Below are 20,189 nucleotides of genomic sequence, written 5' to 3'. Positions count from 1 at the left end.
CTCCTGTCGGGTTGACGTGCTCGCCGAACCGTCATGGGAGGAGACCCGTTATTCTCGATTCGTCGCATCTTCGGGCCACCACATGCCGGTTCGAAGGTCTTCCTGGTGGCGGTGTTGCAGCACCGCCACCAGTGCTAAATGTCGGTGATCTTCTCTTCCGCGAGCTCCTTCATCTCGGCTGACAGCTCGCCGGTCACGTGGAAGGCCCGCCACTGCGTCAAGCCGGGGAACGTGCCCGAGGTCAGCTCGTCGAGCAGGGCGGCGATCCAGCCCTCCTCCGCCCTGAGCATCGCCAGGTCGTACTCCGTCTCGATGAGGAACAGGCGCGGCACCTGCGGGCTGTCACGGTCGTGGAGCTCCTCCAGTGCGGCGATCTCCTTCCTGATCGCCGCGAGCCGGTCGGCGAGCAGCACGGCCACGTCGTCCGGCGGGAGCACCGCCATGACCGACAGTCCGGCGCGAAACCACGGGAACTCCGTGTGGGGAACGCGGAGCAGTTCCCGGGTCCAATCGACCAGCTCCTCCCGGCCCGTCTCGGTGATCTGGTAGACGGTCCGCTCCGGGCGGCGCCCCTGGCGGCTGCTCTCCAGTTCCTCGATCAGCCCATGCTTGGCCAGATTTCCGACGACCGTGTAGAGGGATCCCCACTTGATCCCCATGTCGTGCTCTTTGTTCCAGCCGCGCAGGGCAGCCGCCATCTCGTAGGGATGCATCGGCCGATGCGCGAGCGCGGAGAGCACCGCCAACCCCAGCAGGTTCGCCACCTTGCGCCGTTTCGCCATCGACGATCACCTTCTTGCTCAGTTACTCGTACACGAATATACGGCCACGAGTCGGCGGCCACAAGTCCACGGATCCCACCCACGTCTGGGGGAATCGGCCGTCGGTGCCGCTGGTTGGGACAAGTCGTGAAAGTCGAGATCTTCTCCGATGTCGTGTGTCCCTGGTGCTACATCGGTCACCACCGTCTCCGTCAGGCCGTGCGCCTCTACGAGGGGGCCGTCGAGGTCGCCCATCGCCCGTTCCAGCTCGACCCGGACGGAGTCTCCGGCGGTGAGCCGCTGCTGCGCGCGCTGGAGCGCAAGTTCGGCGGCGCCGCCCGCGTGGCGCAGATGACCGGTCACGTCACGGGCGTGGCGGCGCAGGACGGGCTGGAGATCCGCTTCGACCGGGCGATCGCCGCCAACACCTTCGAGGCGCACCGGCTGATCCGGCTGGCCGGCCGAGCAGGGCACGAGGCGGACATGGCCGACCGGCTCTTCCGGGCGCACTTCACCGACGGCCTCGACGTCGGCGATCCCGCCACGCTGGCCGCCCTGGCCGAAGAGGTGGGGGTCGAGGACACGGGTGAGGGAGCGGAGGAGGTGCGCGCCGAGCTGGCCCGCGCCCGCGCGCTCGGCGTCCAGGCCGTCCCGCTGTTCCTGTTCGAGGAGAAGTTCGCCGTCTCGGGCGCGCAGCCCGTCGAGACGCTCGTGGCCGCCCTGCGGGAGGTCGAGGAGCGTACGGCCCAGGAGAGGGCCGTACGCGTGCCGGACGGCGAGGACTGCGGCGACGGCACCTGCGCCGTGTAAGCCGCCGGTCCGGGCAGGGTCTGACGACAGGACGGCGATTCTTCGGCAGAGTGCGCCGGTTCTTCCGATCGGCGGCGATCGGTAAACACGGAGCATGTCCAGCGTCCGCATCGGGGTCGACACAGGCGGCACCTTCACCGACGTCGTGCTCGTCGACGAGGAGTCCGGCCAGATCGTCACGACCAAGACTCCCTCGACTCCTGCCAACCCGGCCGACGGGTTCATGGCAGGGGTTCACAAGGTGATCGAGGCCCACGCGGGGTCCCGCGCCCTCGACGCCGTGTCGGCACTCGTCCACGGCACCACCGTCGCCACCAACCAGTTGCTGGAGGACCGCCCGGACGGCACGTCGCACCTGGGCTTCATCACCACGGAGGGCTTCGAGTTCGTCCTGGAGATCGCCCGGCAGAGCGTGCCGGACGGGTACGGCAACTCCTACTTCTGGGTCAAGCCGCCGCGGATCGTGCCCGTCCACCGGGTGCGGACCGTCGGGGGACGGCTCGACCACCTCGGCCGTGAGGTCCGGCCGTTCGACGAGGAGCGGGCCGCGGACGCCGCGCGGTGGTTCAGGGAGCGTGGCGTCACCGCGATCGGGGTGTGCTTCCTGCACTCCTACGCCAATCCGGAGCACGAACGGCGGATGCGCGAGGTGCTGGAGCACGAGCACCCCGAGGCGGTCGTGTCGCTGTCGAGCGACGTGCTGCGGGAATACCGGGAGTACGAGCGGTCGGTGACCACGCTGGTGGACGCGGCGGTCAAGCCGATCATGCGGCGGTACATCGACAACCTGTCGGAGCGGCTGGGCCGGCCGTTCTCGGTCATGAAGAGCAACGGCGGGGTGCTGTCGGCGGCCGAGGTGGTGCACCAGCCGATCACGACCGTGCTGTCCGGTCCGGCGGCGGGGGCGCTCGGCGCGGCGCTGATCGCGGGCACCGCCGGGCACCCGAGCGTCATCACCCTCGACGGCGGCGGCACCTCGACCGACGTGGCCGTCGTGGTGGACGGGGAGCCGTCGCTGACGACCGAGGGCAGCATCGGCCGCTACCCGTGCAAGATCCCGATGATCGACATCGTCACGGTCGGGGCGGGCGGCGGGTCGATCGCCTGGACGTCCCCCGAGGGGACGCTGAAGGTCGGCCCGAAGTCGGCGGGCGCGGACCCCGGGCCGATCTGCTACGGCAGGGGCGGCACCGAGGTGACGGTGACCGACGCGCACGTCTTCCTCGGCCGGGTGCCCCCGCATCTGCTCGGCGGCGAGATCCCCCTCGACGTCGCCGCCGCGCGGGCGGGCGTCGAGGCGCTGGCGAACCGTCTGGGGCTGAGCCCGGAACGCTGCGCCACCGGGATCCTGGAGATCAGCGCGTTCAACCAGTCGAACGCGATCAGGCAGATCACGGTCCAGCGCGGCCTCGATGTGCGGGACTTCCCGATGGTCGCCTTCGGCGGCTCAGGGCCGCTGCTGGCCTGTCGTCTCATCGACATCCTCGGACTGCCGGCCGCGATCGTCCCGCCCGACCCCGGGAACGTGTCCGCGTTCGGCCTGCTCACCGTGGACGTGAAGAACGACTACGTCCAAACGTACGTCGCCCGCGACCCCTCGCCCGAGGTGGTCGCCGGGATCCTCGCCGATCTGGAGGCCCAGGCCGCCACCGCGCTCGACCGCGAGGGATTCGCCCGGCACGTGTACGCGCGCAGCGCCGACCTGCGCTACTACGGCCAGGCGTACGAGGTGCGGGTGCCCGCCCCCGACGGCCCGGTGGACGCGGAGTGGCTCGCCGTGGTCGCCGAGCGGTTCCACGCCGAGCACGAGAGGCTCTACGGGTACGGCTACCGCGACGACCGCCGCCACGCCGTCGAGTGGGTCAACCTCCGGGTGTCGGGCATCGGCCCGATCACCCGGCCGAAGATCGTGCGCAGGCCCCTCCAGGAGGACGAGCCGAGCCCGGTCGCCACCCGCGACGTCTACTACGAGCGGTGGGGCCGGACCGTGATCTACCGCAGGGCCGACCTCGGCGCGGGGGCCGTGGTGCGCGGCCCGGCCGTGATCGAGGAGTACGGCTCGACCCTGCCGGTGCATCCCGGCTTCACGGCGACCATGGACGACTACGGCAACCTCGTGGTGGTGAGCGATGACCGATAGGACCGTCGACCCCGTGCTGGTGGAGATCGTGGAGGGAACGCTCGCCTCCGTGGAGATGGAGGTGGAGACCGCGATCGCCCGCACCGCCCGCTCGCCGATGATCCGCGACGCTCACGACTTCCGCGCGGGCATCCACGACGTGCGGCTGCGCAAGCTGACCGGGCGGTCCTACTCCGCGCTGGTGCAGCCGGTCGTCCGCGACTTCCCGGTGGACGCGATGCGCCCGGGCGACGTGTTCTTCCACAACGACGTCTACCTGTCCGAGGGGGGCATCGGCCACCTGCCCGACCTCTGCGTGACGGTGCCGGTCTTCCACGACGGAGACGTCGTCGCGTTCGTCCAGGCGTTCGGCCACCACGACGACATCGGCGGCGCCGTGCCGGGCTCGATGCCGTCGCACGCGCGCAGCGCGTTCGAGGAGGGCCTGATGGTCCCGCCGATCAAGCTGTGGGACCAGGGCGTGCCCAACCGCGCCGCGCTCACCATCATGACGCGCAACTCCCGGATGCCCGACTCGCTGGCCGGGGACCTCGACGCGGAGTGCTCGGCCTGCCTCATGGGCGCCCGGCGGCTCGGCGAGCTGTTCGACCGGTACGGCCGGGAGGCGGTCGAGGCGTGCTTCGACGCGATCATCGGCAAGACGACCGAGACGTTCCGCCGCGAGCTGCTCGCGAAGATCCCCGAGGGTGTGCACGTCTGGGAGGACTACGCCGAGCACGACGGCGTGGACGAGCCGCGCCTGCACACCCAGCGGATCACGCTCACCGTCGACCACGCGGCGGACACGCCGCTGACCATCGACTTCACCGGGACCTCGCCGCAGGCCAAGGGGCCGATCAACCACGCCGGCGACTACGCCGACGGCGTCTTCCTGAAGAAGTGGCTGGCGCCGATCCTGCGCAACCTCGCCGACACCCCCGAGCGGATGGCCGAGCTCGACGTCAACGAGGGCGTCGTGCCGCTGATCAAGATGGTCTTCCCGGAGAAGGGCACCCTGCTGACGCCGATCTTCCCCGCGCCCACCAACGCCCGTACGTTCGTGATCCTGCGCCTGCTCGGCGTGCTGGCGGGCGTGCTGGCCAAGGCGACCGGCGGCCGCATGCCCGCCGACCAGGAGACCATCCGCTACACCGGCGTGTACGGCGAGTCGGACGACGGGCCCTACCTCATGCGCGAGGTGCTCGGCGGCGGCTCGGGCGGGCGCTGGTACGCCGACGGGGAGGACACCATCCACGTGGTGCCCGACAGCCGCAACATCCCGGTGGAGTTCGCCGAGGCACGCTGGCCGTTCCGGGTCGAGCGGCTGGGCCTGGCCGTGGACAGCGGCGGGCCGGGGGAGTTCCGCGGCGGCCTCGGCTACGACAAGCACATCCGGATGCTGCGGGACGCCTCCTTCATGTCGATCGCCGACCGCTCGATCCTGTCGTGCTGGGGCGTGAACGGCGGCCGGGCGGGCCGCCGCTTCCAGGTCACCGTGGACGGGGTGGAGATGGAAGGCCTGGTCGACGACTTCCCCGTACGCGCCGGGCAGGTCATCCGCATCCGCACGACCGGCGGGGGCGGCTGGGGCTCGCCGTACGACCGGCCGGCCGAGAAGGTGGCCGCCGACGTCCGCGACGGGAAGGTCTCGCCCGAGGGCGCGCGTGAGGACTACGGCGTCGTGCTGTCCGTGTCACACGAGGCCGGGGCGGCCGACGAGGTCGTCGTCGACGTGGAGGCGACCGAGCACCTGCGGGGTCGCCTGCGGGAGACGCGTCCCGCCGCCTTCTTCGACCGCGGCCCGGGATACCCCGAACTCTCCGGCGGCCTCTCGCACGCGGAGGTGGACACCCTCTGACGCGCCGCTCGTCCCGGCTTCACCGTGTCGCGGCCCCGCGCTCCGCCACCGGTGCGGTGATTGGCGGCGGCGTGCGCGGGTAGCCGTTCAGTAATGGCACAAACGGGATGGTGAGTTACAAATGGCATCTATCGTCCAGCGCATCAGGGAATACCTGCAGACTCCCAAGGGTCGCGAGAACGTCGACAAGGCCAAGACCATGGCGCGCGACCCGGAGAACCGGCAGCGGCTGCGCCGGCTGATGGACCAGTGGCGCGGCCACCGCACGCACCACTGACGCGGCGGATCTACCCGGCGTTCCCGGTTCGGAGGGGCCGTGCCGTACGGGCGGCCGGGAGCGCGGATCGGGCTGTCACTCCGGCGGGGTGATTTGGCAGGCTTGCCAGTGGAGACCGAAGGACGTTCTCCTTAGCGACCCCCGTGGAGGCTGGCCGTGCAGGGACCTCTCAGCGGCATCGTCGTCCTCGATCTGTCCCGGGCCCTCGCCGGGCCGCACTGCGCGCAGATGCTCGGCGACCTGGGCGCCCATGTGATCAAGGTGGAGCACCCGTCGGGAGACGAGTCGCGCGGATGGGGCACCTTCGTCGGCCCGGAGCACGACATATCCACGTACTTCCTCGCGGCCAACCGCAACAAGCGGTCGATCACGGTGGACATGAAGTCCGCGGAGGGCCGCGACCTGATCGAGCGGCTCGTACGGCAGAGCGACGTGCTGGTGGAGAACTTCCGCACCGGCGTGCTCGACCGCCTCGGATTCTCCGTCCAGCGCCTGCACGCGCTCAACCCCCGACTGGTGATCCTGTCCATCACCGGGTTCGGCCACGACGGTCCCGAGGGCGGCCGGCCGGGGTACGACCAGATCGCCCAGGGGGAGGCCGGGCTGATGTCGCTGACCGGGCCCTCGCCCGACGAGCCCTACCGGGTCGGGGCCTCGATCGCCGACCTGCTCGCGGGCATCCACGGCGCGTACGGTGTGGTCGCGGCCCTGTACGAGCGCGAGCGCACGGGTAGCGGAACGGTCGTCAGGACGTCCCTGCTGGCGTCGGTGGTCGGTGTGCACTCCTACCACGGCACCGCCTGGACCGTCGGCGGCACGGTGCCGAAGGCGGGCGGCAACCATCACGCCTCCATCGCCCCGTACGGCGCCTTCCGCTGCGCCGACGGCATGATCCAGATCGCGGTCGCCAACGACGGACAGTGGCGCAAGGTCGCCCAGCTACTGGACATTGATCCCGAAATGCCGAAATATGCGACAAACAGGCATAGGTTCGCTCATCGGGAAGAGCTGATCGCCGAGATGGAGAAGGCGCTGGCGGCACACGACCGCGAGCACTGGCTGGCGGCGCTGCGGGAGATCGGCGTGCCCGCGGGCGCGATCCGGTCGATCGACGAGGTGTACGCCTGGGAGCAGGTCCGGTCGCAGGGCCTGATCGTCACCGTCGACCATCCCGTGCTCGGCCCTATCGAACTGCCCGGCCCGGCGCTCCGCTTCGACCGTGGCGATCAGCCGGGGACATCGGCGACCGGCGAGGGGCATACGGCGCCCCCCGCCCTGGGCCAGGACAACGACGCCGTGCTCGACTGGCTGGCCGAACGGGAGCGGCGGTCGCCATGAACGATGGCGACGCGGCCAGGCCGGACGCGCGGTCACTGATCGCGCGGATGCTCGACCCGCACTCGTGGAAGTCGTGGGACGAGCCCCCGCGGGACCGGGCCGAGCCAGGGTCGGCGTACGCCGCCGAACTCGCCCGCGTCCGGGCCACAACGGGCTACGACGAGTCGGTCGTCACCGGCGAGGGCACGCTGGACGGACGCCGGGTGGCCGTCGTCGCCTGCGAGTTCTCCTTCCTGGCCGGCTCGATCGGGGTGGCGGCGACCGAGCGGCTCGTCCGGGCCGTCGAGCGGGCCACCGCCGAGCGTCTGCCGCTGCTCGCCGCCCCCGCCAGCGGCGGCACCCGCATGCAGGAGGGCACGCTGGCCTTCACCCAGATGGTGAAGATCACCGCGGCGGTCGCCGCCCACCGCGCCGCCGGCCTGCCGTACGTCGTCTACCTGCGCCATCCCACGACGGGCGGGGTGCTGGCTTCGTGGGGCTCGCTCGGGCACGTGACGGCCGCGGAGCCCGGCGCGCTCATCGGCTTCCTCGGGCCACGGGTGTTCGAGTCGCTGCACGGCTACCCGTTCCCCCAGGGAGTCCAGGTCGCGGAGAACCTGTACGCCCACGGGCTGGTCGACGCCGTGGTCTCGGCCGAGGACGCGCGGACGATGGCCATCCGGGCGCTGGATGTGCTCTGCGCCCCGCGCGAGGGGCTGGAGCCGGGCCGGGAACCCGAGGAGGCGGCCGAACCCGTACCGGCGTGGGAGGCCATCACCCGCTCGCGCCGCGACGATCGCCCCGGAGTACGCGACCTGCTCGAATTCGGCGCACGGGACGTGACTCCGCTGCAGGGCACCGGCACGGGGGAGCGCGATTCCCGCCTGCTGCTGGCGCTGGCCAGATTCGGCGCCGCGCCCGCCGTGGTCCTCGGCCAGGACCGGCGGCGCGAGCGGGCGGGCAGCACGCTAGGCCCGGCCGGGCTGCGGGTGGCCAGGCGTGGCATGCGCCTTGCCGCCGAACTGCGCCTGCCGCTGGTCACGGTCGTCGACACTCGCGGGGCGGAGTTGTCGAAGGCGGCCGAGGAAGGCGGCCTGGCCGCCGAGATCGCCCGCTGCCTGGCCGACCTCGTCATGCTCGACGCGCCGACCGTGTGCCTGCTGCTGGGGGAGGGCGCGGGCGGCGGCGCGCTGGCCCTGCTGCCGGCCGACCGGGTCGTCTGCGCGCAGCACGCCTGGCTGTCGCCGCTCCCACCGGAGGGCGCGTCCGCGTTGCTCTACCGGACCGTCGACTTCGCCCCGGAGATCGCCGCCGCCCAGGGCGTGCGCGCCGCCGACCTGCGGCGGAACGGCATCGTGGACAGGATCGTGCCGGAACGGCCGGACGCGGCGTACGAGCCGGAGGAGTTCTGCCGCAGGGTCGGCCGCACACTCGAACACGAGATCGCGTGCCTGCTGGACCGCCCGGCGGCGGAGCGGACGGCGGCCCGCCTCGCCCGCTACCGGTCGCTCGGCTCGTGACCGTCCGGCCGGTCAGCAGTGAGCGGCACCGGCACGCGCTCCACCCGGATCGCGTGGACCTCGTCGCGGGGCACGACCACCTCGTAGGCGCCGTGGTCCACCAGCCAGTAGCCGAGCGCCTCGGCCTTCAGGCCGTCGTGGCCGGTGTAGGCGATGTGCAGGCCGCCCTCCCCGCCGTCGCCGCCGTCGTCCTCGTCCAGCACGAGGCACGGCTCGCCGCCGAACGCCCCGACCGTACGCAGCAGGGTCAGCCGATCCAGCACGGCCCGGCTCACCCGCAGCCGCCAGTAGCCGCCCGCGGCGGTGAACCCCTCCTGCGGCGTCTCGCTGAACAGCACCACGTCGGCGCCGCCGGGCCCGACCGCGGCGGCGTAGTCCCGCTCGCGGTAGCGGGCGACGAATCCCAGGCCGACCGGCTCGATCTCGCTCATCGCGCCGGCCGCCAGGTCAGGCCGTCGTACCCGGCGAACGGACGCTCCCCGCCCCCGCTGAGATGGACGATCTCCGCGCCCGCGGGGATCGGCATGGGCATCGTGTGGAACTGCGGCACCACCTGCTCGCGCGAGGCGGTGAAGCCGTTCCCCGTGAAGGGCGGTGCATCGCTCCAATCACCGCCCATGTGCGGGCCGTACGGGACGACGTAGGTGTCGATGTCCCGCGCGTCCCAGCGCATGATGTACAGCTCGGGCACGTCCGGCGTCAGCTCCGATCCGTCGAAGCACAGGTCGAGGGCCTCGACGAGCGCGGCGGGAGTGGTGAGACGGTCGCAGTCCTGCACCCGGTAGACGTAACCGGAGATGATCGTGCGACGCCCCGACAAGTACGGCACGAGCAGCCGCGGCGGAACCACCTTCTGCATCCGCGTCCTGCGTCCCGGCTCGCTCATGGGGCCAAGTTTACGATCTGCCGACTCCGAGCCGGCGGTGTTCGAGCGAGGGGAGGGTGGCGCGCGCGGTCTCGGTCCACGCCGTGTCGATCTCCGCGATCAGCACGCCGGGGCCCGTGCCCAGGTCATGCCGGGCGACGCCCATCGGGTCGACGAGCATGCTGCGGCCGACACCGAACCCGTCCGGTATGGCGGGATTAGGTGCTTGACCGACCGCGATGGTCCAGGTGGTGTTCTCGATGGCCCTGGCCCTGACCAGGGTCGTCCAATGGTCTTCCTTCAGCGGGCCCGAGCCCCAGGCGGCGATCACGGCGAAGGTGTCCGCGCCCCGGTCGACCAGCGCGCGGGCCAGTTCGGGGAAGCGGACGTCGTAACAGGTGATCAGGCCGATCCTGAGCCCGGCCAGCTCCACGACCTCCGGCGCGTCCCCCGGCGCGACCAGCTTCGACTCCTTCGCGCCGAAGGAGTCGAACAGGTGGATCTTGCGGTAGGCCGCGGCGAGCGAGCCGTCCTCCCGTAGGGCGACGGCCGTGTTCCAGACCCTGCCGTCCGCGGCGGGCTCGAAGACACCGGCGATGACGGCCGTTCCGTGCTCGCGCGCGGCCTCGGCCAGGCCGGTGACGAACGGGCCGTCGAGGGGCTGGGCCGTCTCGAGGATCCCCGGACCGAACCGCGAGAGCGTCGCCTCGGGGAACACGGCGAGATCCGCCCCCCGCGCCCGTGCGAGGGCGTCACGGACTGTCGAGAGGTTGGTCTCCGGGTCGTGGTCGACGGGGATCTGGCACAGCGCTACACGGGTCACGGATCACAGTCTGCCCGGTCGCCGGCACGCCCCACCAGGTGCCCCGGGAGGTGCCCCACCACGTGAGCGTGCGCCACACCCACTCCAGCGGGCCGTACCGGTGCCGGGCGAGCCACCACCTGCAGAAGACCGCCTGCGCGGCGACGGTGACGACGGCGAGCACCACGACGGCGGCCCCCGTACGGTCGGCCTCCAGAAGCGGCATCGCCACCACGATCACCGTCGTGCCCGTCACGTAGTTGGTCAGCGTCATCCGGCCCAGCGCCTCGAACACCGTCGTATGACGGGCGACCAGCAGGAACGCCGTCGCGTACGCCGCCGCGCCGCACAGCGCCGCCGCCTGGTAGACCCCGCCGCCGGGCGGCGCGTGGTTCCACCACCAGGTCAGCCCGGCCGCGAGCAGGGCCGCCGTCGCGCACACGGCGCCGAGTAAGGGCCCGCTGCCCAGGCCGTCGGCCCCGGCAAGACGCCCGGTCGCCCTCCTCGCCTCCGCATTCGGGGCGGCCGCCAGGCCGAGCAGGAACAGCGCGGTGATCAGCACGTACGGATGGGGGTCGAGCACGGAGGCGACCAGGACGCCGCAGCCCACCAGCAGCACGGCCGCCCGGGGCAGCAGGCTCGCCGGAAGCAGGACGGCCACCCCCAGCAGCGCGTACGGCAGCATCACCTCGCCGGGGTCGATCAGGATGTGCGCCGCGCCCAGCGCCGCGAGCACGGCCAGGCGCCGAAGCATGACGAGGCGCGGACGCCGCGTGCGCAGCCGTGCCGAGCGCAGGAACAGCGCGAAGGACAATCCGAACAGGAACGCGAACATCGGGTAGAAGCGGCTCTGGAACAGGTTCACCATCACCCAGTCCAGCGAGGTCGGCCCGTGCCGCACCCTCTGCTGCCAGGCGTTGACCAGCATGATCCCGCACACCGCGAACCCGCGCAGCGCGTCGACCCGCCGGATCCTGCCCCCCGCCACGTTCACCCGCAGTCCCTTCCCGTCAGTCCCTTCGAGAGCCGGGCGGCCAGAGCACCAGCACCCGCATCTCCTGCTCGCGGGCGTGCGCCTTCATCGCCGCGTCAAGGATGTCGCCCCAGCTGTCCAGGTCGAGTCTCTTTGTTCCATCGTCGCGCGCGTTGAGACGGGGGTTCACCCCAACGGTCAGATGCCACAGCGATCGCTCGTGCGCGCGCTCTCCCATTTAGGAGGCGAACGGCGCATGATGGACAGGTCGCTAGCACAGAAAGGACGGACGTGGATCCATTAACTATCGCCATCGCAGGAGCCGCCGCCACCGGATTCGCCACCGGCGCCGGTGAATCCACTGGAGCGGCCATGTCGGCCCTGATCGGCAAGATACGTGAGCGCTTCGCGCAGCGTCTGCAGCGGCTGGAATCCAAGGAGCGGCTCGCGGTCGCGCTCGATGAGGAGTTCAGCCGAGATCCAGCGTTCCGGCAGGAATGTGAGAATCTATGGAACCAGGCCAATGGTGACGGTGTCGTCAACGTCTTTCATGGCCAGGCGAAATCCGTTGTGCAGGCGCGCGACGTGCACGGAGGGCTGACGATCAACTGAGTTCGCATCCGGGAATCTGCATGCTCGGCAACGCGGCGTGTCACCCCGGCGACTGCCCATCCTGAAGCGTGGGCGGCCGTGTCGGGGTTGCGGGCGCCATGCGCCCCTGGCTCACGGCGGGCATGTGCATCTCCTGCGTGATGGCCCAGCGCTCGTGATCACGCCATGCTCCGTTGATCCGAATGAAATCGGGAGAGAACCCCTCCCTGCGGAACCCGAGTCGTTCGACCAATTTCTTCGAAACGATGTTCTCCGGTTGGATATCCGCTTCCACGCGATGCAGATCCAGACACTCGAAGGCGTGGCGCACCGCGAGGGCGACTGCTATGGACATGTAACCCTGCCGCACGTAGGGCAGGAAGGCGGCGTACCCCAGGGTGCACTTCTGGTAGGAACCCCTGACGATGTCGTTGAGGTTCACCATCCCCACCAGGTCTCCTCCGTTTCTCAGACAGGTCACCATGCATGCTGCGCTCACCTGATCGGATTTGGACAGATATGACGAGAACTCAGTCGGCGTGGTGGGCAGGCGGACCCAGGGGCGATGGAAAGCGGCGCTGGCGTTGGCCAGTTCGAGGAATCGCGTCTCATCCTCGGGCGTGATGGCCCTGAGTACTACAGGGGACGTCAAGGCGGGGTGGGTGCTCATTGTGCACAGTTTAGATCCTTCTTAGGCGACCGGCGAGGGGGCCGAATAGTTCGTTCTGGTCTGATTACGGTCGAGCGAAACCGGTGAGAGCGCCGTCGACGTGGGGAGATTCCTAGGGCTCTAGGTATTCGGTCGCATGCCGGAACTCTCGTGGCCGACTACTGATCGAATCGCCGGAGATCGTGCCACCGATCGGCTGGAAAACGGCCTTGACTTGCCAGGGCAGGTAGACATACTTGACCTGTCTCATCTGTCGGGGTGGGCTCATGCTTCGGTGGAACTTGCCGAAGCTACGGTGGAAAGAGGGCCATGGGTGCAGGAGAATTTCCTCTGTGTCGGATTCCCGACCTAAGGGATGTGTCACTCGCTGCCTTGTGTCGGGATTCGGCCGTTACTGCCGACATCTGTGAAATCGTCCTGAATGGCGAGGATCCTGAATACGCAGCCGCCGAATTTAACTCGTTCTACTTGTTCAACTCGGACATCGGCGGCGACTAGTGCCGACAGGGATCGGTGAATTTATACTCAAGGTGCACGGTCGGTGCAATCTGGCCTGTGACCATTGCTACGTCTATGAGCACAGCGACCAGAGTTGGCGAACAAAACCACGTGCGATGAGCACGTCTGTGGCGGTCAAGGTCGGGCAGCGGATCGCGGAGCACTTGAGAGCTCATGGGCTGCGGAGAGTGCGCGTCGTCCTGCACGGAGGCGAGCCGCTCCTTCTCGGGGTCTCGAGGATGCGGGAATTGATCACGGCTCTTCGCGCTCAGACGCGAGCGGTGACTAGCATGAGTCTGTCTGTCCAGACGAACGGTGTACTGCTCTCTGAGGAGTTCTGTCGGCTGTTCGACCAATGCGGTGTAAGTGTCGGGGTCTCTCTCGACGGCGATCGGACTGCCAACGACCGACACCGCCGGTTCGCGGACGGCCGCAGCAGCCATTTCGGAGTGAGGCGCGGTCTGGCTCTGCTGAGACGTCCAGAGTTCCGCCATCTGTACGGCGGCATCTTGTGCACTGTGGACCTCGATAACGATCCGATGGATGTGTACGAGGCGCTGATGGCGGAGTTGCCGCCACGCCTCGATTTCCTGCTGCCGCAGGCGACATGGGCGAATCCGCCGCCTCGTCATGGAGAGGTTCCGGCGCCTTACGCTTGGTGGCTCGGCAGGATCTACACCAGGTGGGACAGGGATGGCCGGCCTGTCCCGATCCGCCTGTTCGACTCCCTGGTCAGGGCGGCGCGAGGGTTTCCAAGTGGGAGCGAAGCGGTGGGGCTGGGACCCGTGGCGCTCGCCGTGGTGGAGACCGACGGCTCGTGGGAGCAGGCCGACTCGTTGAAGACCGCATACGAGCACGCGCCCGCGACAGGGATGACGGTCTTTACCCACAGCGTGGACGACGTTACCGGCCATCCCGGCGTGTCCGCCCGTATTAAGGGATATGACGCGCTCTGCAAGGAATGCAAGGCATGCCCCGTCGTTCGCTCCTGCGGAGGCGGTCTATACGCGCACCGCTATCGTCCTGGGAGCGGCTTCGACAATCCATCCGTGTATTGCGCCGACCTCAAGGCGCTGACGCTTCAGGTCGTGGGGCCGCGTCGGCGGGGCGATGGGGGAATTGAGGTTCGCCGCCTTCCCGAACCCGCGCACGTGTTGACCGATGGCGACTTCGACGCGTTCGCTGCCGGTGCTGGGACAGTCAGTGGGATGAGGGCCCTCCTGGAGATGCGGCTCTCGCTGAATCGAGCTCTCGTGGCAGCGGTGGCATCGGACGGTCGCCGATCGGATTCGGGTCCCGCTGCGTCCGGGTGGCAGCTGCTGACCGAACTCGATGTGAGTCATCCGGCCGAAACCGCCGAGGTCCTTGGTCATCCCTGCATACAGCCTTGGGCGATGAGATGCCTTCGTGCTGACGACACGACGCATCTCGAACGGGAGAGGGCTCATCTGGCAGGTGTCGCCGCCGCCGCCGCCTGGCGAGCCGAGTCGGACGCGACTCTGCCGCTGCCCGTAAGAGACGGCTTGGTGTATCTGCCAGGTGTGGGCGCGTACCGAACTGCCGCGGACGGTCCGACGGCGATGTTCTCTGCGGCTGACGTCGACGCCTGCGCGGATGAGTGGTTGGAGGTCAGGCGCCTGCACACGCCTCATCTGTCGCTTGCCGTCGACGATCTCGACCCTTACCGCGGCTGCCCTCACGACCCGGTCACCGACCGGCTGCCGGCCGCGCGATGGAAGGTCTGGCGGGACTTGCTCACCGGTGGGGGATCGGAGGCTGCGCGACTCGTCCCTGATTACGCGGCCGTACTCCGAGTGGGGCTACAGGCGGTGATCCCAGTGAGCGGAAGCATCACGAGCCTCGGGGAAGGGGGCCAAGGGCGGGGGCCTTCCGGAAGCATCTACGTGGCCGCGACGAGCGACGGGGATCTGGTGGAAACGCTTCTGTGGCGGTTTCAGCACGTCAAACTGACGGCGCTGTTGTATATGTACGAGTTCTTCTCCAAAGACTCCCCTCTGCTCAAGGTTCCGTGGCGGCTGAAGGCCATTCCCGTCCGGGAGATCTTCTACGACCTCTACGAGAGTGCGGCACTCGCCGAACTCTGGTGCTCGCGCCGGGCGCGCGCTCGCGGTCGTGACGAGGGCGGCCTTGACGCGGCCATGGTGTTCGGGCACCACCGTACGCGCGTGAGACAGGCCACCGACGCCTTAGCATCCAAAGGTTCGCTCACCCACCACGGCCTCCGGTTCATCACCGGCCTGCGGAGGAGGATCGACGGCCTGGACACTGCTTACGGCGGTGCTTCAGAAGCCTCGCCGACGGGCCGACCGGGAGACCTGCTTGAAACGTGAAGAGAAGGGTGATAACTCATTCGCGGGCGGCGCTACAAATGTCGTTCAGGCGAGCAAAATCTTCGGCGGAGTCCAGTTGGCGCCCGGGGAGGCGATGCCTGTCCCGCGGCAGTTGCCCAGGGCTCCCACATATTTCACCGACCGAGCTGATGTCATGGCAAGGCTCAGCGAGATCGCCGCGACGGACAACGGAATAGCCGTGGTCTCGGGGCCGGCAGGAGTGGGGAAAAGCGCACTGGCCGTATTTTGGGCACACGGGACCAGGGATCGATATCCGGATGGTCAGCTTTACGTCGACCTGCGCGGTTATGACCACCGCCCTCCGCTACGTCCAGAAGACGTTATCCGTAATTTCCTGTACTCCCTGAACGCTCCGGCTAATCGAATCCCCGACGAACTGGACGCGATGTGCGCCCTCTTCCGGTCGCTGCTGCATGATAAGCGACTGCTGCTGGTAGCGGACAACGCCAACAATGCCGAACAGGTACGACCGCTGCTCCCCTCGTCGGCAACCTGCTTCACCATCGTGACGAGCAGAAGCCGGCTCGGCAGCTTAGTAGCGGTCGACGGGGCGGTACCTCTGCCCGTCATGCCTCTGGAGACGGACGAGGCTGTCCGGTTATTCGCGAAGCTTTCCGGCCACACGGACAGGGAAGGGGCGGCGCGACTGGTGCTCTCCTGCGGTCGTCTGCCCCTCACCATCCGTATCGCGGCCCAGCAGACCAGTGGCACCGCGGATCTCGCGGAACTGCTTGAGGAGCTGAAAGGCGACGGAGCGCTCGCCGCGTTCGCTACGCCGGATGAAGGAACGAAAGTCCATGCCGTGTTCTCGTGGTCCTATCAGACATTGAGCCCATCTGCGGCGCGGGCCTTCCGGCTGCTTGCGTTGCATGCGGGGCCGCACTTCTCGGTGGAGGCCGCTGCCGCCCTGATCGGGGTGCCGATGTCGGAGGCCCGGCGGGTCCTGCGCGCGCTGGAAGCCGTGAACATGCTCGAGGAAATAGAGCGCCGGCGCTACCGCTATCACGACCTCCTGCGCGACTACGCCAGGGAGCGGGCGATGGAGGAGGAGACAGCGGCAGGGACGGCGTCTGCGGTGCACAGGGAGCTTTCCTATTACTTGAGGATGGCAGACGCGGCTGATCGCGTTCTTGCTCCTGAACGCAGGCATGTTCCGATCCCCGAGGCGGACGAGGCCGGAGGCCGGCCGTTTAAGGATCCCGCAGCCGCCCTCGCCTGGTGCGACTCCGAGTTGTCGAGCCTTATTCCGGCCGTCGATCAGGCTTATCAGATAGGCTTCGACGAGTTCGCCTGGAAGCTTCCCGTGGCCCTGGTCTACTTCCTGCGCCTGCGCCAGCATCATCATCATCGCCTTCATCTGTCCACGACGGCCGTACAGGCCGCAGGGAGAGCCGGCGACAGATCGGGCGAGACCTGGAGTCTCATATGTCTCGGTGGGGTGGAATCCGACCTCGGCCGCCATGAGGAGGCGATCGGCCATTTCGCCGAGGCGTCGCGCATTAGCGGTGAGATCGGAGACCTTCGTTGGCAGAGCATCAGCGCCTACAACATGGGACGCAACAGCCGCCTGCTGGGGCGGACAGAGGAGGCCAGGGAGTACCAGCGCCAGGCGCTTGCCATCCAACGGGAATGCGGTGACCGGCGCAGCGAGTCGATCACACTCACCGAACTCGGCGCGCTGGCACTGACTTCTGGTCATCCCCGCCAAGCACACGACGATTACCTGAGCGCCCTGGCAGTCGCGCGCGAGACCGCCGACCTGTACACCGAAGGTGAATGCCTGCACGGGTTGGGCGACGTCTGCAGGAGGCTCGGGAGATCCGGCGAGGCACTCGAATGGTACGAGCGGGCGGTCGAAGTCCGCCGCCAAGTCGGAGACCTGGCGGGATACGCCTATTCCCTTTTCGATGTGGCCAGGCTGTACGTCGAGTCCGGCCGGTCTGCTGCCGCACAGCAACTCCTCGATATCGCCATCGGTGTATTCGACGATCTCCAGAATCCTTTTGGCCAGCAGGTCCGTGACTATCGGGACGCGAACACCGGCGGAATGTCCTAGCCTTCGGGGTCGGGCAGGACCTGAGCCGGAGGTGTGCCGGATACAGTGAACGGCGTGAGAGAGCCGCTGGTGCGGCGGATGCGGGAGTTCGGCACGACCGTGTTCGCCACGATGACGAAGCTGGCCGTGGACACGGGCTCGATAAACCTGGGCCAGGGTTTCCCCGACACGGACGGGCCGGAACGCATGCTGGAGCGTGCGGTCGAGGCCGTGCGGAGCGGCCTCAACCAGTATCCGCCGGGACCGGGCCTTCCCGAGCTGAGGCAGGCGGTCGCCGAGCACCGCAAGCAGTGGTACGGCCTCGCCTACGACCCCGACGGGGAGGTCCTCGTCACCGTCGGCGCCACCGAGGCCATCGCCGCGGCGATCCTCGCGCTGTGCGAACCGGGCGACGAGGTGGTCGTCTTCGAGCCCTACTACGACTCGTACGCCGCGGCCGTCGCGCTCGCGGGGGCCGTGCGCAGGGCGGTCACGCTGCGTGTCGACGCGGGGCGGTTCACCTTCGACCCGGCCGAGCTGGAGGCCGCGATCACGCCCCGCACCCGGGTGATCCTGGTCAACTCGCCGCACAACCCGACCGGGACCGTGTTCACCCGCGAGGAGCTTGAGTGCGTCGCCCGGGTCTGCCTGGAGCACGACCTGATCGCGGTGACCGACGAGGTCTACGAGCATCTCGCCTTCGACGGCGTCGAGCACGTGCCGCTCGCCACGCTGCCCGGCATGCGCGAGCGCACGGTCATGATCTCCTCCGCGGGCAAGACCTTCAGCGTCACCGGCTGGAAGACCGGCTGGGTGTGCGCTCCGGCGCCGCTCGCGGGCGCGGTGCAGGCGGTCAAGCAGTTCCTCACCTTCACCGCGAACGCTCCCTGGCAGACCGCGGTCGCGTACGCCCTGCGTGAGGAGATGGAGTGGGTCGCGGCTCAGCGGGCGGCCCTGCAGGCCAAGCGGGACCGCCTCGTGACGGGCCTGGCGGAGGCCGGCTTCGACGTGCTCAGGTCGGCGGGCACCTATTTCGTGCAGACCGACATACGGCCGCTCGGCTTCGACGACGGTCTGGAGCTGGCCCGGCGGCTGCCCGAGCTGGCGGGGGTGGTGGCCATCCCGACCCAGGTCTTCTACGACCACCCCGAACGGGGCCGTCACTTCCTGCGGTTCGCCTTCTGCAAGCGGGACGAGGTCATCGAGGAGGCGGTGACCCGTCTGCGCCGCCTCGGTGGCGATCGGGTTTGATCACTCAGCGTCATCGCCCGCCTGCTTCCGGCGGATGGTATCAGCGTGATACCACGCCATAGGATGGAGGCATGGCCATGACGCTTCGCCTGACCGACGAGCAGACCGAGGCCCTCCGGCGGCGCGCCGAGAAGGAAGGCCGGAGCATGCAGCAGATCGTCGTCGCCGCGGTGGAGGAGTACCTCGCCCGGCACACCGCCGACGAGGAGGTGCACCGCCTCGGTGTCGAGGCGGTGCGACGCTGGAAGCCGGTGCTCGACCGCCTCGCCCAGTGACCGGCCACCTCTCGGTCGAGCAGGTTCTGGATCTGGCCGAACTGGCCGTTGAGGGCACACCCCGATTCCGGGATCTCGGCCTGCTCGACTCGGCCGTCCACCGGCCGCAGGCGAGAATGTTCGACCAGGAGGCATACCCCGACCTGCTGGCGAAGGCAGCCGCGCTGCTGCACTCACTGGCGATCAACCACCCCCTCATCGACGGGAACAAGCGGGTGGCCTGGGTCTCCACCGTGGTCTTCCTCGCCTACAACGGCGTGGAGGTGGACACGGACGACGACTCGGCCTACGACCTGGTGATCGCGGTGGCGTCGGGAAAGCTCACCGAGGTCGACGAGATCGCTGACGTCTTGCGCGGCTTCACCGCCTCATCCTGAGCACCCGGAGCGTGCCGGCGGCGACGAGCGGGGTCGCCAGCCACAGGAAGGGCACCGCGGCGACCGCCCACGCGCTCGCCGCGGCGGTCAGCAGCCAGTAGATCCCGATGGCCACGTAGATCCTGGCGTTGCCGCGCAGACGTCGCAGGTCGGCGTCCGGCTGGTGCAGGCGCTGCGCCAGCACCATGGTGAACAGCGCGCCCTGGGCGAGCAGCAGGATGGCCTCGTTGCCGGCGAACAGGCCGGTCGCCAGGGCCCTGCCGTCCGCCTCGGCCGGCAGGTGGCTGGCGTTGGTCTCGCCGAAGAGCGACGTCGTGTACGGCAGGACGGCCACGAAGAACAGCAGCGGGATGTGCAGCAGGAGCATCGACTGGGACACCCGCTCGATCTGGTCGAACAGCGTGTGATGGGCCCGCCAGGCGAACCAGAGCATGAGAAAGGCGATGGCGAAGGCCATGAAGGAGCCGAAGTGGTCGCCGAAGAACGCCCCCAGTCGCTGGAAGTCCTCGCCCTCCGGACGGGGGAGTTCCAGGGCGAGCAGCGTGATGGCGATCGCGAAGATCGCGTCGGTGAAGACGCCGACGCGTTCGTGTGTGAGCCCGGGACGCACCTGAGGCGTGGCCATGCGGATCTCCATGAGAGGGGGGCAGTGGGGAGCATTCTGGCAGAAGCCGCCTCGGACGGGAGGCGGCAGGCGACGGGACGGCCATGGGCCCGGACCCGATGGGAACGGCCTCACCGCACGGCTCCGAGCTGGGTTTGCTGAGCTTGGTGAAATCTGCCCATGGATGCGGCAGGGGTGGGCGAGACTCGCCAAT

20 protein-coding genes are annotated in these 20,189 nt (G+C 69.1%); 12 read left to right on the top strand and 8 right to left on the bottom strand.

Annotation, left to right across the window (positions count from 1 at the left end):
* Window positions 1-134: 134 nt before the first annotated feature.
* Window positions 135-782, bottom strand: a complete 648-nt coding sequence (locus tag ACIBK1_RS09790) for a PadR family transcriptional regulator (RefSeq protein WP_396733782.1) — start codon at window positions 780-782, stop codon at window positions 135-137.
* 126 nt (window positions 783-908) lie between these two features.
* On the opposite strand from ACIBK1_RS09790, the gene ACIBK1_RS09785 reads away from it, so the two are divergent.
* From ACIBK1_RS09785 to ACIBK1_RS09760, 6 genes are all read left to right on the top strand, one after another.
* A complete protein-coding gene (locus ACIBK1_RS09785; RefSeq protein WP_396733780.1) occupies window positions 909-1,571 on the top strand; it encodes a DsbA family protein in 663 nt (220 codons plus the stop codon).
* 94 nt (window positions 1,572-1,665) lie between these two features.
* Window positions 1,666-3,711, top strand: coding sequence for a hydantoinase/oxoprolinase family protein (locus ACIBK1_RS09780; protein WP_396733778.1), 2,046 nt, complete (start codon window positions 1,666-1,668; stop codon window positions 3,709-3,711).
* Window positions 3,701-5,548, top strand: coding sequence for a hydantoinase B/oxoprolinase family protein (locus tag ACIBK1_RS09775; RefSeq protein ID WP_396733776.1), 1,848 nt, complete (start codon window positions 3,701-3,703; stop codon window positions 5,546-5,548). The genes ACIBK1_RS09780 and ACIBK1_RS09775 overlap by 11 nt, the downstream gene beginning before the upstream one ends.
* A 121-nt stretch (window positions 5,549-5,669) precedes the next feature.
* Complete coding sequence (locus tag ACIBK1_RS09770; RefSeq protein ID WP_156080693.1) at window positions 5,670-5,825, top strand: hypothetical protein; 156 nt, start codon at window positions 5,670-5,672, stop codon at window positions 5,823-5,825.
* Between the two features lie 156 nt (window positions 5,826-5,981).
* On the top strand, window positions 5,982-7,163 hold the full coding sequence (locus ACIBK1_RS09765) for a CaiB/BaiF CoA transferase family protein (RefSeq protein ID WP_030505361.1): 1,182 nt from the start codon (window positions 5,982-5,984) through the stop codon (window positions 7,161-7,163).
* Window positions 7,160-8,662 carry a carboxyl transferase domain-containing protein gene (locus tag ACIBK1_RS09760; protein ID WP_030505360.1) on the top strand — a complete coding sequence of 501 codons (1,503 nt, stop codon included), beginning with the start codon at window positions 7,160-7,162 and terminating at the stop codon, window positions 8,660-8,662. The genes ACIBK1_RS09765 and ACIBK1_RS09760 overlap by 4 nt, the downstream gene beginning before the upstream one ends.
* Here ACIBK1_RS09760 and ACIBK1_RS09755 read toward each other — a convergent pair.
* From ACIBK1_RS09755 to ACIBK1_RS09735, 5 genes are read right to left on the bottom strand one after another with little or no spacing between them, the layout of a single operon-like run.
* The gene (locus tag ACIBK1_RS09755; protein WP_396733773.1) at window positions 8,641-9,093 is read right to left on the bottom strand and encodes a hypothetical protein; all 453 of its coding nucleotides are present in this window, start codon (window positions 9,091-9,093) and stop codon (window positions 8,641-8,643) included. The two genes, ACIBK1_RS09760 and ACIBK1_RS09755, sit on opposite strands and share 22 nt — an antisense overlap.
* A complete protein-coding gene (locus ACIBK1_RS09750; RefSeq protein WP_030505358.1) occupies window positions 9,090-9,548 on the bottom strand; it encodes a hypothetical protein in 459 nt (152 codons plus the stop codon). Before ACIBK1_RS09750 ends, ACIBK1_RS09755 begins: the two co-directional genes overlap by 4 nt.
* 10 nt (window positions 9,549-9,558) lie before the next feature.
* Window positions 9,559-10,350, bottom strand: a complete 792-nt coding sequence (locus ACIBK1_RS09745) for a carbon-nitrogen hydrolase family protein (RefSeq protein ID WP_357327075.1) — start codon at window positions 10,348-10,350, stop codon at window positions 9,559-9,561.
* Window positions 10,280-11,323, bottom strand: coding sequence for a DUF418 domain-containing protein (locus ACIBK1_RS09740; RefSeq protein ID WP_396733771.1), 1,044 nt, complete (start codon window positions 11,321-11,323; stop codon window positions 10,280-10,282). Before ACIBK1_RS09740 ends, ACIBK1_RS09745 begins: the two co-directional genes overlap by 71 nt.
* A gap of 16 nt (window positions 11,324-11,339) precedes the next feature.
* Window positions 11,340-11,492, bottom strand: a complete 153-nt coding sequence (locus tag ACIBK1_RS09735; protein ID WP_396733769.1) for a hypothetical protein — start codon at window positions 11,490-11,492, stop codon at window positions 11,340-11,342.
* Between the two features lie 101 nt (window positions 11,493-11,593).
* Between ACIBK1_RS09735 and ACIBK1_RS09730 the strand changes: the two genes are divergently transcribed.
* Complete coding sequence (locus ACIBK1_RS09730; RefSeq protein WP_396733767.1) at window positions 11,594-11,914, top strand: hypothetical protein; 321 nt, start codon at window positions 11,594-11,596, stop codon at window positions 11,912-11,914.
* A 40-nt stretch (window positions 11,915-11,954) separates the two neighbouring features.
* On the opposite strand, the gene ACIBK1_RS09725 is transcribed toward ACIBK1_RS09730, so the two are convergent.
* On the bottom strand, window positions 11,955-12,563 hold the full coding sequence (locus tag ACIBK1_RS09725) for a GNAT family N-acetyltransferase (protein ID WP_396733765.1): 609 nt from the start codon (window positions 12,561-12,563) through the stop codon (window positions 11,955-11,957).
* 497 nt (window positions 12,564-13,060) lie between these two features.
* Here ACIBK1_RS09725 and ACIBK1_RS09720 point away from each other — a divergent pair, with 497 nt between their 5' ends.
* The 5 genes from ACIBK1_RS09720 to ACIBK1_RS09700 all read left to right on the top strand — a co-directional run bounded on the left by ACIBK1_RS09720 (window position 13,061) and on the right by ACIBK1_RS09700 (window position 19,371).
* A complete protein-coding gene (locus ACIBK1_RS09720) occupies window positions 13,061-15,412 on the top strand; it encodes an FxsB family cyclophane-forming radical SAM/SPASM peptide maturase (protein ID WP_396733763.1) in 2,352 nt (783 codons plus the stop codon).
* Entirely contained in the window at window positions 15,402-17,489 is a 2,088-nt protein-coding gene (locus tag ACIBK1_RS09715; protein WP_396733760.1) for an ATP-binding protein, read from the top strand. Before ACIBK1_RS09720 ends, ACIBK1_RS09715 begins: the two co-directional genes overlap by 11 nt.
* A 54-nt stretch (window positions 17,490-17,543) precedes the next feature.
* Window positions 17,544-18,719 carry a pyridoxal phosphate-dependent aminotransferase gene (locus tag ACIBK1_RS09710; RefSeq protein WP_357321549.1) on the top strand — a complete coding sequence of 392 codons (1,176 nt, stop codon included), beginning with the start codon at window positions 17,544-17,546 and terminating at the stop codon, window positions 18,717-18,719.
* 71 nt (window positions 18,720-18,790) lie between these two features.
* Entirely contained in the window at window positions 18,791-18,994 is a 204-nt protein-coding gene (locus ACIBK1_RS09705; RefSeq protein ID WP_076434728.1) for a ribbon-helix-helix protein, CopG family, read from the top strand.
* The gene (locus tag ACIBK1_RS09700) at window positions 18,991-19,371 is read left to right on the top strand and encodes a type II toxin-antitoxin system death-on-curing family toxin (protein ID WP_030505350.1); all 381 of its coding nucleotides are present in this window, start codon (window positions 18,991-18,993) and stop codon (window positions 19,369-19,371) included. Before ACIBK1_RS09705 ends, ACIBK1_RS09700 begins: the two co-directional genes overlap by 4 nt.
* On the opposite strand, the gene ACIBK1_RS09695 is transcribed toward ACIBK1_RS09700, so the two are convergent.
* Window positions 19,355-19,996 carry a TMEM175 family protein gene (locus ACIBK1_RS09695; protein WP_396733757.1) on the bottom strand — a complete coding sequence of 214 codons (642 nt, stop codon included), beginning with the start codon at window positions 19,994-19,996 and terminating at the stop codon, window positions 19,355-19,357. The two genes, ACIBK1_RS09700 and ACIBK1_RS09695, sit on opposite strands and share 17 nt — an antisense overlap.
* Between the last annotated feature and the right edge of the window lie 193 nt (window positions 19,997-20,189).

It is taken from the genome of Microbispora rosea, from assembly GCF_044460045.1.
Classification (GTDB): Bacteria; Actinomycetota; Actinomycetes; order Streptosporangiales; family Streptosporangiaceae; genus Microbispora; species Microbispora rosea.
The sequence above is the reverse complement of the archived record's forward strand: the minus strand, read 5'-3'. Positions and strand labels throughout refer to the sequence as shown.

What these genes read in the sequence shown, in the direction of transcription:
- ACIBK1_RS09790 (WP_396733782.1), bottom strand. Translation starts at nt 782, where the DNA reads ATGGCGAAACGGCGCAAGGTGGCGAACCTGCTGGGGTTGGCGGTGCTC.
- ACIBK1_RS09780 (WP_396733778.1), top strand. Translation starts at nt 1,666, where the DNA reads ATGTCCAGCGTCCGCATCGGGGTCGACACAGGCGGCACCTTCACCGAC.
- ACIBK1_RS09775 (WP_396733776.1), top strand. Translation starts at nt 3,701, where the DNA reads ATGACCGATAGGACCGTCGACCCCGTGCTGGTGGAGATCGTGGAGGGA.
- ACIBK1_RS09770 (WP_156080693.1), top strand. Translation starts at nt 5,670, where the DNA reads ATGGCATCTATCGTCCAGCGCATCAGGGAATACCTGCAGACTCCCAAG.
- ACIBK1_RS09760 (WP_030505360.1), top strand. Translation starts at nt 7,160, where the DNA reads ATGAACGATGGCGACGCGGCCAGGCCGGACGCGCGGTCACTGATCGCG.
- ACIBK1_RS09755 (WP_396733773.1), bottom strand. Translation starts at nt 9,093, where the DNA reads ATGAGCGAGATCGAGCCGGTCGGCCTGGGATTCGTCGCCCGCTACCGC.
- ACIBK1_RS09750 (WP_030505358.1), bottom strand. Translation starts at nt 9,548, where the DNA reads ATGAGCGAGCCGGGACGCAGGACGCGGATGCAGAAGGTGGTTCCGCCG.
- ACIBK1_RS09725 (WP_396733765.1), bottom strand. Translation starts at nt 12,563, where the DNA reads ATGAGCACCCACCCCGCCTTGACGTCCCCTGTAGTACTCAGGGCCATC.
- ACIBK1_RS09705 (WP_076434728.1), top strand. Translation starts at nt 18,791, where the DNA reads ATGGCCATGACGCTTCGCCTGACCGACGAGCAGACCGAGGCCCTCCGG.
- ACIBK1_RS09695 (WP_396733757.1), bottom strand. Translation starts at nt 19,996, where the DNA reads ATGGCCACGCCTCAGGTGCGTCCCGGGCTCACACACGAACGCGTCGGC.